We start from the raw sequence: 11,659 nt of genomic DNA, 5'->3' as shown, positions 1-11,659 counted from the left end.
GTCGAACGTGCCGCCGCGCGGTCGGCGGGCCGGGAGTGTCGCCAGTCAAGCGGGGCAGTCACCAGTTAAGAAGGGGCCCTTCCACTACGGAAAGCGATAAGAAGGGGCCCTTCCTTTCGTCAGACGGAGGTGGCGAGGGTGAGGGCGGCGGCGAGGGTGTCGGGGGTGAGCACGCCGTCGGGAAGGTCGTCGGGCCAGCCGGGGCCCGCGGCGACCACCAGTGCGGGACGACCCGGCATCGTGAGCAGGTCCGACAGCACGCCGGTGTCGGCGGTCTGCGGGGCGTGCGACCAGATCAGCACCAGGGCGGGGCCGGTGCGGCGTACGGCGTCGAGCAGGGAACGGGCCGGGACGCGGGCGCCCAGCAGGCGGCTGCCGATGCCGCGCTCGGCCAGCGCCGCCGACAGCGCCTCCAGCGGCAGGCTGTGCTGCTCGTCGTCGGCGCAGGACAGCAGCACCGGCACGGGAGTGCCGGGGGCCGGGCGGGGCACCGCGCCGAACACCTCGGTGATGCAGCGCGACACCAGGTGCTCGACCTCGATCAGGCGGCTGGTGGCGGCGTGCCGGGTGCCGATGCCGACCAGCACCGGGCAGAGCAGGTCCTGCCAGGTGGACACCACCCCGTGCTCGACCACCGCCTGCTCGACCAGGTCACGTACGGTCAGCGCGTCCAGCCGCATCGCCGCGCGGGCCAGGCCCCGGGCCTCGGCTCCGGCGCGGCCTACCGCCACGGTGTGGCCGCCGCCGTCACGCTGCGGACGCGGTGGCTCCGGTTCGGCGTCGGCGGGCGTGGCCAGCGCGATCCGGGCCGCCTCGGCCGCGGGCACACCGTGCGCGGTGAGCCGTCGCATCGTCTCCAGCCGCCGCAGGTCGTCAGTGTCGTAGCGGCGGTGGTGGCCCGGGGCGTGCCCGCCCGGACCCAGCCCGTAGCGCTGGTGCCAGGTGCGCAGGGTGGTCACGGCGATGCCGAGCCGCCGGGCCACCGCCCCAGCGCTCAGACCCTCGTCGTCGCCACCGTCCACCACGCGTTGCAGCCTACCGCAAGCTAATATTGCGTTGATTGGTGAATCGTTATCCAGCGCGGCGCGGTTTGCGAGCGCGCACTTGCCGGGAAACTGCACCTCTGGCAGGACCGATTGACGCAGTTTCCCCGAAACTGCGGCGCGCCCCTGCCCCGGACGGGGCGGCGCGAATGAGGCGGCGCGGGTGGGACGGCGCGAGGTGGAGGGGGTGGTGCGGGTGAAGACGGTCGTGGTGCTGTTCACGCGGGATCTGCGGGTGCACGACCAGCCGGCGCTGGCGGCGGCGTGCGCGGCGTACGAGCGGGTGGTGCCGCTGTTCGTGGTCGACCCGAGCCTGGCCGTGCCGGACAACCGGCGGCGGTTCCTGCTGGAGTGCCTGCTCGACCTGCGCGAGAACCTGCGCGGGCGCGGCAGTGACCTCCTGGTGCGCACCGGCGACCCGGTCGCCGAGGCGGTGCGGCTGGCCAAGCGGGTCGGCGCGACGGGGATCGGGCTGACCGAGGACTACGGGCCGTACGCGCTGCGCCGCCAGGACCGCCTCGCCCGCGCCTGCGACCGCGAGCGGATCGCGCTCAAACTGTTCCCCGGCGTGACCGTGGTGCCCGCCGGGCAGCTCCGGCCGAGCACCGGCGGCGACCACTACAAGGTGTTCACGCCGTACTACCGCGCCTGGCAGGGGCACCGGTGGCGGTCGCCCGCGGCGACGCCGCGCACGGTCCCACCACTGCCCGACGGCGTGACCGGCAGTGATCCGCAGCGGGCGCTGTCCGGCGCGAAGGCCGAGTCGCCCGGCCCGATGCCGGGCGGCGAGACCGAGGCGCTGCGCCGGTTCAGGGCGTGGCTGCCGCAGGCGGCGGACTACGCGGGCCGCCACGACGACATGGCCGGTGACGCCACCTCCCGGATGAGCCCGTACCTGCACTTCGGGTGCGTGTCGCCGCTGCGGCTGGCCACCGTGGGCGGCGTCGCCGACGCGTTCGTGCGGCAGCTGTGCTGGCGCGACTTCTACACCCAGGTGCTGGCCTGTTTCCCGAAACTCGGCACCGAGGCGTACCGGGCCGGAGCACAGGAGCAGTGGCACGACGACGCCGACGCGCTGGCCGCCTGGCAGGCGGGCCAGACCGGGGTGCCGCTGGTGGACGCGGGCATGCGCCAGCTCGCGGCCGAGGGCTGGATGCACAACCGGGCCCGGCTGGTCACCGCGTCATACCTGACCAAGACGCTGGGGCTGGACTGGCGCGAGGGCGCCGCCTGGTACGCCCGGCTGTTGCTGGACGCCGACGTGGCCAACAACTTCGGCAACTGGCAGTGGGTCGCGGGCACCGGCACCGACACCAAGCCGTACCGGAGGTTCAGCCCGCAACGGCAGACCGAGCGGTACGACCCCGACGGTGCGTACATCCAGCGCTGGACCGGCCACTGACCCCTCCCCCGCCCGGCCGATGCCCCGGCGGGGCCCGCCGATGCGAACATGCGGCCCGTGACTTCTCTGGGCGGCGTCCGCCGCATCGCCGGGCTCGTGCTGATCGTCGTCGCCGTGCTGGCCGGCGCGGCCGGGGCATTCCAGCTGCGTACTCTGACCTGGGACAAGACCCAGGCGGCGGTGGAGACCTGCACCCAGCACTCGACCGGCACCGGCGCGAAGCGGCACTTCTCCCAGGAGTGCGCGGTCAGCTGGACCGAGGGCGCGACGACGCACCGGGCGACACTGACCTTCGAAGGGCCCACCGACCTGTCCCGCACCACGCAGGAGATCCTGGTCAGCGGCGACCAGGCCGTGCCGGGCGGCGCCCCGACCGCGGCGTTCGTGTTCCTCGGCGGCGCGCTGCTGTTCCTGCTGGTCGGGCTCGTGGCCCGGTTCGGCGGCGCGAAGGGCTGAGCCGCCGTCGCCGCCGATCCCGCCGAGATAGGTTCGCAGGCGGGAGGTGCGGTGACGACGCGCAGCGCGGGGTACGAGTCCGGGCCGGTGCGCGCCGGAGCCCGCGGATTGGTGCTGATCCTGCACGGCGGCACCGAGCGCAGCCGGTGGCCCGACCACCGAGCCCGCCTGGCCTACCTGCGGATGCTGCCGTTCCTGCGGGCCCTGCCCGAGGACGCCCTGGTCTGGCGGCTGCGCTACCGCTACCACGGCTGGAACGGCTCCGCCGCCGACCCGGTGCACGACCTGCAGTGGGCGCTGGGGCAGGCCGCCGAGCTGCGGCCGGAGCTGCCGGTGATCCTGGTCGGGCACTCGATGGGCGCCCGTGCCGCGCTGTGGGGCGGCGGCGACCCACGGGTGGCGGCGGTCTGCGCGCTGGCACCGTGGATCGAGCCCGGCGACCCATACGAGCAGTTGGCGGGCAAGCAGGTGCTGATCGCCCACGGCGACCGGGACTGGATCACCGATCCGGCGGCGTCACGCCGCTACGCCCTGGCCGCCGAGGAGGCCGGGGCCCGGGTGACGTTCCTCGACGTCAGCGGCGACGGCCACGCCATGCTGCGCCGCGCCCGGCACTGGAACTGCCTGGTCGGCGCCTTCGTCACCGCGGTCCTCGACGGCGACGCCCCGGGCGAACCGCGCTGCTGACTCAGCGGCCGACCAGGTCCGGCTCGGGCAGGTCGGGCAGGCCCAGCGCCAGCACGAACCGGCTCACCTTGACCTCGACGAAGATGTCCGCGTCGTCCAGCTCGACCGGCTCGTCGTCACCGCCGTCGCCGTCCAATGGCTCGTCGGCGTCCGGGTCCTCGTCGGCGGCGAGATATCCGGCCAGCTCACGTTCCTTGGCCGCCACCGCGTCCGGATCGACGCCGCCGCGGGCCAGCGCCCACCAGGCGGCGAGCGCGGCGGCCTCCCGCGCCACGTCGGTCGGCGCCGAGGCTCCCGGATCGTCGAAGTAGGTGCGCGGCGTGTGGCCGAGGTACGCGACACCGCTGCCGGTCCCCGTGGGGCGGTAGTGGACCATACCGACGTCACTGTCGTGGATGTACACCAGCAGCCACGGCTCCTCGGCCGGGGACAGGTCGGGTCGGGGCAACTCGTGCCAGCGTGTGCCGTCATAGCGGTACGTGCCGAAGAATCCCATCGCGACCTTCCCGTCGTCAGTCGAGGAGCATAGCCGCCGCTATCGTGATGCGATGCCCGTGCCGACACCGCCCGCCATCCGCTGGACGCACGCGTTCCTCGACTTCCCGGCCGACCGGTTCGACGCCGGATCCGCGTTCTGGCTCGCGGTCACCGGCACCCGCCTGTCCGCGCGGCGCGGCGCCCACGGCGAGTTCGCGACCCTGCTCGGCGACGGCGACGCCCACCTGAAGGTGCAGGTCGTCGGCCCTCCCGGCGGGATGCACCTCGATCCGGCGACCGACGACCCGCAGGCGCTGGTCGACACCGCGCTGGCGCTCGGCGCGGACGTGGTGGACCGGCAGGAGCGGTACACGGTGCTGCGCTCGCCGGGCGGGCTGCTGTGGTGCGCGGTGCCGTACCAGGGCGAGTCGGCGCGGCTGCCCGTGATCACGGCACCGGACGGGGCGATCAGCCGCGTCGACCAGGTGTGCCTGGACATCGCGCCGTCGCGCTACGACGACGAGACCGCGTTCTGGGCCGGGCTGACCGGCTGGGACCTCGTCGCGGGATCGCGGCCGGAGTTCCGGGTGCTGAAGCCACCCGCGCACCTGCCGCTGCGCATCCTCCTCCAGCGGCTGGACGAGGAGCGGCCCACCGGTGCGCATCTCGACCTGTCCTGCTCGGACGTGGACGCGGTGCGCGCCTGGCACGAGTCCCACGGGGCCACCGTGATCGCCAGGCAGCAGCGGTGGACGGTGCTGCGCGACCCCGCCGGATTCGCGTACTGCCTGACCGCACGGGATCCGCACACCGGCGCCCTGCCTGTCGCACCGGCGCCGTAGGCTGCCGCGACGCCTCACCCCGGAGAGACCCATGCCGCTCACCCCCCGCCTCCTCGGCCAGGTACGCCTGGACCGGCCCGCCGCACCGTCGCAGGTTCAGGTGCTGCGTCACCCGCGGCGGCTGGTCACGGTGCGCCATGAGCAGTCGCTGACGGTGTACGACCTCGACACCCCGCAACTCCCACTCGCAGAGCCCGTGGCGAGCTTCCCCGCACCGTGGCCCGTCCTCGGCCGCGGCGACGCGGTCAGCCCGGGGCTCGACCTGGCCGTGTTCGCCGGTCCGCACGCACTGCGCGCGGTCGACCGCGACGGCGTGACGCGGTGGGAGCTGAAGCACGGCTGCTGGTCCGACCAGTGCTGGGACCTGCACGAGGACTACGACGAATACCGCCACGAGCCCGGTCACCGCTACCTGAACCACGGCTCGGCCCGGTTCAGCGCGGACGGCTCGATCGTGTGGGCACACGTGCGCAGCACCGATCCCGACGACGACGGCAACGAGGCGTGGCTGGTCGTGGCCCCGGACTCCGGTCGAATCCTCGCCCAGACGGTGCTCGAGACGTGCGCCGAGCGCAGTTACCACGTCGGCCATCCCGACCCTGGACAGATGGGCCTCTGCCTCGACGAAGGCCAGGACGGGGCGCCGCTGTGGTGGGGCCGGTGGGATGGGCACACGCTGGAGGTCGCCTCCTACGGCGCCGACACGCGCTGCCTGTTCGACGTGGACCCCTCGGGCACGCGTCTGTTCACCGTGGCGCACGGACAGTACGACCTCGCCGTGCTCGACGGCGCCGACGGCCGGACCGCGTGGACCCTGTCGAGCGAGACCCTCGCAGCCGAGGGGACGGAGATCGCGTTCGAGTACGGCGGCGGCTTCGTGGACGAGCGGACGCTGCTGGTCCGGTCGGTGGACGACGTCGAATGCGACTGGCTGATCGAACCGGCCGCCGACGGCAGCGCCGTCGAGGTCGCGTACCCGGACCGGATACCCGACAATCCGATCCCGCTCGGGGATGGCACCTGGCTCACGCACGACGGCGACCTGCTGCGGCGGTGGGCGCGCGGCTGACCGCCACGATCGGGGCGTGTCCGGCCGCAGGGCGGCCCGGCTGCGGGCCAGAATCATCTTGTGTCCGAAATGTCAGGTGATGCGGCTCAGCGTACGCGGCTGGCGGTGCGGGTCGCCGGGATCGTGCAGGGGGTCGGCTTCCGCCCGTTCGTCTACACCCTGGCCCGGCGCCTCGGCGTCGACGGTCACGTCGGCAACGACACGCGCGGGGTGTTCATCGAGGCCGAAGCCGCACCCGGGACGCTCGACACGTTCCTGGTCGCGCTCGACCGCGAGCGCCCGCCCCTGGCCGTGATCGACTCGGTCGCGACCAGCCCGCTGCCGCCGACCGGCGCCGCGGGCTTCCGCATCGTCGGCAGCGACGGCACCGGGGCGCCGACCACCCAGATCTCGCCCGACGCCGCCACCTGCCCAGCCTGCCTCGACGAGATCCTGGCCACCGGTGGCCGCCGGGCCGGTTACCCGTTCACCAACTGCACCCACTGCGGTCCGCGCTTCACCATCGTCACCGGGGTCCCGTACGACCGCGCCAACACGACGATGCGCGGCTTCGTCCTCTGCCCGTCCTGCGCCGACGAGTACGCCGACCCGGCTGACCGCCGCTTCCACGCCCAGCCCGTCTGCTGCCCCGAGTGCGGCCCCCGGCTGCGACTGCACACCCTGCCCGGCACGGGCGAACCCGAGGCGCTGTCCGGCGACCCGATCGCGACCGCGGCCCGGCTGCTGCGCGACGGCGCGATCGTCGCGGTGAAGGGTCTGGGCGGCTTCCACCTGGCCGTCGACGCGACCCATCCGCACGCCGCGGCCCGGCTGCGGGCCGCCAAGCACCGCGAGGACCGACCGTTCGCGCTGATGGCGGCCGGGCTGGCCGAGGCCGCCGAGCTGGTCGACCTCGCACCGGCCGCGGCCGAACTGCTGACGCACCCGGCCCGGCCGATCGTGCTGCTGCCCCGGCGCCGCCGCAGCCCGCTCCGGATCGCCGACGCCGTCGCGCCCGGCTGTCGTGAGTACGGCGTCATGCTCCCCTACACCCCGCTGCACCACCTGCTGCTGCGCACCATCGCCCGCCCCGTCGTGCTGACCAGTGGCAACGTCTCCGACGAGCCGATCGCCTACCGCGACGACGACGCCGCGACCAGGCTGGCCGGGCTCGCCGACGCGATGCTGACCCACGACCGGCCGATCCACACCCGCACCGACGACTCGGTCGCGCGGGTGGTGCGCGGCCGCCCGCTGCTGCTGCGCCGCTCGCGCGGATACGTGCCCCGCCCACTGACCCTGCCTGTGGCCGCCCGCCGCCCGATCCTCGCCTGCGGCGCCACCCTCAAGAACACGTTCTGCCTGGCCAACGGCGCCCAGGCGGTGCTGTCGCACCACATCGGCGACCTGGAGAACGCGGCGACGTACCGGTCGTACACCGAGGGCGTGGCGCACCTGCGGCGGCTGCTCGGGATCAGCCCGGAGCTGGTCGCGCACGACCTGCACCCGCAGTACCTGTCCACCGGGTACGCGTACGGCCTGAACGAGGTCGAGCTGATCGGGGTGCAGCACCACCACGCGCACATCGCGTCCTGCCTGGCCGAGCACGGCGAGCGCGGGCCGGTCCTCGGGGTCGCCTTTGACGGCCTCGGTTACGGCGACGACGGCACGCTGTGGGGCGGGGAGTTCCTGGTGGCGGACCTGACGTCGTACACCCGGGTGGGTCGGCTGGCGCCGGTGCCGATGCCCGGCGGCGCGGCCGCGGTCCGCCAGCCATGGCGGATGGCGCTGTCCTATCTGGACAGCTTCGGTGAGCTGCCCGCGCTGCCCGTGGTCACGCGGCACGCGCAGCGGTGGCCCGCGCTGCGCTCGGCCGTCCGGCAGGGTCTGAACTGCCCGCTCACCTCCAGCGCGGGGCGGCTCTTCGACGCCGTGGCGGCGCTGCTCGACCTGCGCGACGAGGCTGGCTACGAGGGGCAGGCGGCGATCGAGCTCGAACGGGCCGCCACCGAGGACCCGGACCACACCGGCTACCCGGCCCGGGTCGAGGAGGCGACGCTGCTCACCCTCCACGGCGGCGACCTGGTCCGGGCCGCCCTGGCCGACCGCCTCGACGGCGTGCCCGTGCCGCTGATCGCCGCGCGGTTCCACGCCGGGCTCGCCGACCTGATCGCCACAACCTGCGTGCTGGCGCGCGAGCGGCACGGACTGGACACGGTGGCCCTGTCCGGCGGCGTCTTCCAGAACGTGCTGCTGCTCACGGGCGTGGTCGACCGGCTGGCGGCGGCCGGCTTCCGGGTGCTGACGCACAGTCTCGTCCCGCCCAACGACGGCGGCCTCAGCCTCGGCCAGGCCGCCATCGCCGCCGCCCTCGACCGCTGAGCGGCGTCAGGCCGATTCGGACGTCACAGCCGCAGCCACAGGGAGGCGACGTTGGGCGGTTCCCAGCCCACCTGGGACAGGTGCGCCTGACGGCACTGCCAGCGGCCTCCCGCGTAGGTGACCACCGTGCCGACCTGGTAGGAGACGTTCGGCGCCCAGGCCGCCTCGGTCGGCGGCGGGTTCGACGATCCGGCCGTGGCCGCGAGCAGGGCCCCGAGGCCGGAGGCCTGGGTGCGCCAGTCGCGCGCGTTGGGGGTGGCGCCGGTCCACCGCTGTCCGATCCGGTTGAGGCTGTCGCGGTCGGACTGCCAGATCGAGTCGGCCTGCCGCTGCGCGTACGTCCGGTACGCGGCCACGCCCGAGGCGTCGGCCAGGTCCATCAGGTACCGCATGAAAATGCCCTTGAACTGCTTCTGGTTGTCGTCGCAGCTGTTGGCCGGGTCGCAGGACTCGGTGAGGATGCCCGAGCGGGTCAGCACGGTGGAGTTCATCGCCGCGTCGGCCAGCTGGCGGGCCGAGGTCAGCAGCGACGCGTTGCCGGTGGCCCGCCACAGCTCGACCGCCCCACCGACGGCCAGCCCCTGGTTGTACGTCCACACGGTCTGCCCGTTGTTGGCGCAGCCGCCGGTGATCCCGTCGTTGACCAGCCCCGACCCGTTGATCATCCCGCTGGCGGCGAACCAGTTCCAGCCCGCGGTGGCCCGGCCCAGCCACAGCGTGTCGCCGGGGATGCGGTTGTGCAGGGCGGCGGTCAGCCGGATGTACAGGCCGATGGTGACCGCGTTCTTGTAGGTGCGCTCGCGGTTCCACCAGACCCCGCCGCCGCAGGTGCCGTCCCAGTACGAGTGCATGTAGTTGCCGATCGCCACCGCCGTGTTCAGGTACTTGGCGTCGTGGGTGAGGTCGTAGGCCTGCACCCAGGCCAGCGCCCACCAGCCGGTGTCGTCGATCGCGCGGCTGATGAAGTTGCCCTCGATCGCGTCGGTGCTCTTCTGCCCGGCCGGAATGACGCCCTTGTTCAGCTCGTAGGTCCGGTCGATGAGCCAGCGGTAGTCGGTGCGGCCGGTGCGGGCCGACCAGTCGCCGAGCGTGGTCACCGCGACCGCGGAGTTCCACCAGCTCGACGGCCACCACGCGGTGTCGGTGCGGTACGCGTACGCCAGCGCGTCGGCGGCCGCGGCGGACCGGTCGATGGCGGGGCGGGCCCACGCGGTGCAGCTGCCGTTGGCGCCGCCGGTGGCCCGCCCGCAGGCGCGCACCGCCCCGCCGTAGAGCAGCGAGCGCGGGTCACGGGTGTTGACCATGGTGGTCCGTACCGTGGTGGCGCCGGACGGGACGCTGACGCGGCCCAGTGACGAGCCGCCGGGCCAGGAGGCGCCCTCGTCCCAGGACCGGTCGAGCCAGACCTCGTCGCCGGCGGTGCCCGAGCCGAGCGTGGCCCAGGCCAGGCCGCGGCTGTCGATGTGCAGGTCGATGCGGCGGTTGCTGAGCACGGTGCCCGGCACGGGCTGACTGTCGCCGACGGCGGTGGCCGGGTCGGCGCCGTCGCAGACGGTGTCGCAGACCTTGGCGTACACCCAGGCGGTGCAGGTGACCCCGCCCGCGTCGCCGCAGGCGCGGACCATGCCGCGCTTGTGGGCGGCGGGGTCGGCGAGGTTGTACATCAGGGTGCGGGTGCCGGTCCAGGTCGCCGGGATGCTCGCCCGACCCAGCAGTCCGTCCCAGCTGGAGCCGTCGGTCCAGCTGCGGTCGAGCCAGACGGAGTCGCCGGTCAGGCCGTTGTCGATGCTGCCCCAGGCCATCCGGTCGGTGTCGGAGACGTGCAGCACCAGGCGGCGGCCGTTGAGGTTGACCTCGGGCACCGGGAAGATCTCCTGCCGGGCCAGGGACGGGTCGCGGGTGTCGCAGTAGAGCGCGCACACCGTGGCGGCCGCGGCCGCCGGTGCCGCCACCACGACTGCACCCGGGCCTGCGGCGACCAGCGCCAGCAGCAGGACGGTCAGCTTCCGCATCGGATCCACCTCGTTCGGGCCGTCCGACCGGTCGCCGGTCGGAGTTCACACGAGTTCCGGCACGTACCAACAGAATGACGTTGGTATCTGTCGATGTTTGAGAGATCGAAGTTAACAAACTTAACGGTTGGCTGTCCACCGCGCGGGCGTGCCAAGACGGCTAGGGTGGCCGCCGTGCCCGATGAGATCTTTGCCCACCCGCGCCTGGCCCGGGTCTACGACGCCTTCGACGGCGACCGCGCCGACCTCGACGCGTATGTGCTGCTGGCCGGGGAGGTCGGCGCCCGGCACGTGCTGGACCTCGGCTGCGGCACCGGCGCGTTGGCCGTCCTGCTGGCGGCGCGCGGCCTGCGGGTCAGCGCCGCCGACCCCGCGGCGGCGTCGTTGGCCGTGGCGCGGACCAAACCCGGTGCCGAGCTGGTCACCTGGCACCACGGCGACGCGACCACCCTGCCCGACCTCGGCGCGGACCTGGCCGTCATGACCGGCAACGTGGCCCAGGTCTTCCTGTCCGACGACGACTGGCACGCCACGCTGCGCGGCCTACGCGGCGCCCTGCGCGCGGGCGGTCACCTGGCGTTCGAGACTCGCCGGCCGCAGTACCGCGCCTGGGAGCAGTGGGCCGCCGAGCAGGGCACCACCGTGCGCGAGGTGCCCGGGATCGGCGTGGTCGAGCAACGGTTCGAGCTGGTCGAGGTCGCCCTGCCGCACGTGTCCTTCCGGCACGTGTACCGGTTCAGCGACGGCGAGACCGTCGTGTCCGACTCCACCCTGCGGTTCCGTAGCCGGGACGAGATCGAGCGGTCGCTGGCCGCCTGCGGGTTCTCGGTGCGCGAGGTCCGGCAGGCGCCGGACCGCCCGGGACGGGAGTACGTCTTCCTCGCCCGGCGCACGGACTGACCCGACGCCGACTGTGGCACGCTGACCCGGTGATCACCTTCTTCGAACCCGCCACCATCACCGCGGTCGACGTGCTGCGCCTCGGCCCGGGGCCCGGCGGCATGATGGAGTGGCGGGTACACGCGGAACTGGCCACCCTCGGCGGCCAGGCCGCGACCGAGGCGGCATCGCTGCTGGCCCGGCTGCCCGACGCCGACCAGGCCCGCTGCTTCCTGCCGGTCTACGGCATGCGGCTGTGGACGGCCGACGGCGGATCGACCGAGGTGGCCATCTGCTTCCGCTGCAACAACGGCGAGTACGAGGGCAGCCTCGGGTCCGGCTGGTTCACGCTGGACGGCGCGGCGCCGCCCGCCCGCGAGCTGCTCGACCTGCTGCGGTCGTACGACCCCGACGCCGCCGCGCAGGCCTGA

General features: G+C 73.8%; 11 protein-coding genes. 8 read left to right on the top strand and 3 right to left on the bottom strand.

Translation table 11 applies throughout. The features are described 5' to 3' along the window. Nucleotides 1-119: 119 nt before the first annotated feature. Nucleotides 120-1,022 (bottom strand): MerR family transcriptional regulator, encoded by a 903-nt coding sequence (locus KUA19_RS23055; protein ID WP_217399249.1) that lies wholly within the window; start codon nt 1,020-1,022, stop codon nt 120-122. A gap of 211 nt (nt 1,023-1,233) precedes the next feature. Between KUA19_RS23055 and KUA19_RS23050 the strand changes: the two genes are divergently transcribed. From KUA19_RS23050 to KUA19_RS23040, 3 genes are read left to right on the top strand one after another with little or no spacing between them, the layout of a single operon-like run. Next, nucleotides 1,234-2,445: a cryptochrome/photolyase family protein gene (locus KUA19_RS23050; protein ID WP_217399247.1), complete on the top strand. Its 1,212-nt coding sequence runs from the start codon at nt 1,234-1,236 to the stop codon at nt 2,443-2,445. Between the two features lie 57 nt (nt 2,446-2,502). After that, nucleotides 2,503-2,901, top strand: a complete 399-nt coding sequence (locus KUA19_RS23045; RefSeq protein WP_217398836.1) for a hypothetical protein — start codon at nt 2,503-2,505, stop codon at nt 2,899-2,901. A 51-nt stretch (nt 2,902-2,952) separates the two neighbouring features. Beyond that, nucleotides 2,953-3,588 carry an alpha/beta hydrolase gene (locus KUA19_RS23040; protein WP_217398834.1) on the top strand — a complete coding sequence of 212 codons (636 nt, stop codon included), beginning with the start codon at nt 2,953-2,955 and terminating at the stop codon, nt 3,586-3,588. A 1-nt stretch (nt 3,589) separates the two neighbouring features. Here the strand turns inward: KUA19_RS23040 and KUA19_RS23035 are convergent, their stop codons facing one another. Then, nucleotides 3,590-4,084, bottom strand: coding sequence for a hypothetical protein (locus KUA19_RS23035; RefSeq protein WP_217398832.1), 495 nt, complete (start codon nt 4,082-4,084; stop codon nt 3,590-3,592). Between the two features lie 52 nt (nt 4,085-4,136). Here KUA19_RS23035 and KUA19_RS23030 point away from each other — a divergent pair, with 52 nt between their 5' ends. The 3 genes from KUA19_RS23030 to hypF all read left to right on the top strand — a co-directional run bounded on the left by KUA19_RS23030 (nt 4,137) and on the right by hypF (nt 8,337). After that, complete coding sequence (locus KUA19_RS23030; protein ID WP_217398830.1) at nt 4,137-4,907, top strand: VOC family protein; 771 nt, start codon at nt 4,137-4,139, stop codon at nt 4,905-4,907. Between the two features lie 31 nt (nt 4,908-4,938). Beyond that, nucleotides 4,939-5,976, top strand: coding sequence for a hypothetical protein (locus tag KUA19_RS23025; protein WP_217398828.1), 1,038 nt, complete (start codon nt 4,939-4,941; stop codon nt 5,974-5,976). A 69-nt stretch (nt 5,977-6,045) separates the two neighbouring features. Further along, a complete protein-coding gene (gene hypF, locus KUA19_RS23020; RefSeq protein WP_254549998.1) occupies nt 6,046-8,337 on the top strand; it encodes a carbamoyltransferase HypF in 2,292 nt (763 codons plus the stop codon). Nucleotides 8,338-8,360: 23 nt separating this feature from the next. Here the strand turns inward: hypF and KUA19_RS23015 are convergent, their stop codons facing one another. After that, a complete protein-coding gene (locus tag KUA19_RS23015) occupies nt 8,361-10,349 on the bottom strand; it encodes a glycoside hydrolase family 76 protein (protein WP_217398824.1) in 1,989 nt (662 codons plus the stop codon). 174 nt (nt 10,350-10,523) lie between these two features. Here KUA19_RS23015 and KUA19_RS23010 point away from each other — a divergent pair, with 174 nt between their 5' ends. Together KUA19_RS23010 and KUA19_RS23005 are read left to right on the top strand one after the other, a co-directional pair. Continuing rightward, nucleotides 10,524-11,249: a methyltransferase domain-containing protein gene (locus KUA19_RS23010; RefSeq protein ID WP_217398822.1), complete on the top strand. Its 726-nt coding sequence runs from the start codon at nt 10,524-10,526 to the stop codon at nt 11,247-11,249. 29 nt (nt 11,250-11,278) lie between these two features. Beyond that, complete coding sequence (locus tag KUA19_RS23005) at nt 11,279-11,659, top strand: hypothetical protein (RefSeq protein ID WP_217398820.1); 381 nt, start codon at nt 11,279-11,281, stop codon at nt 11,657-11,659.

This window comes from Catellatospora tritici (assembly GCF_019083965.1).
Taxonomy (GTDB): Bacteria; Actinomycetota; Actinomycetes; order Mycobacteriales; family Micromonosporaceae; genus Catellatospora; species Catellatospora tritici.
The sequence above is the reverse complement of the archived record's forward strand: the minus strand, read 5'-3'. Positions and strand labels throughout refer to the sequence as shown.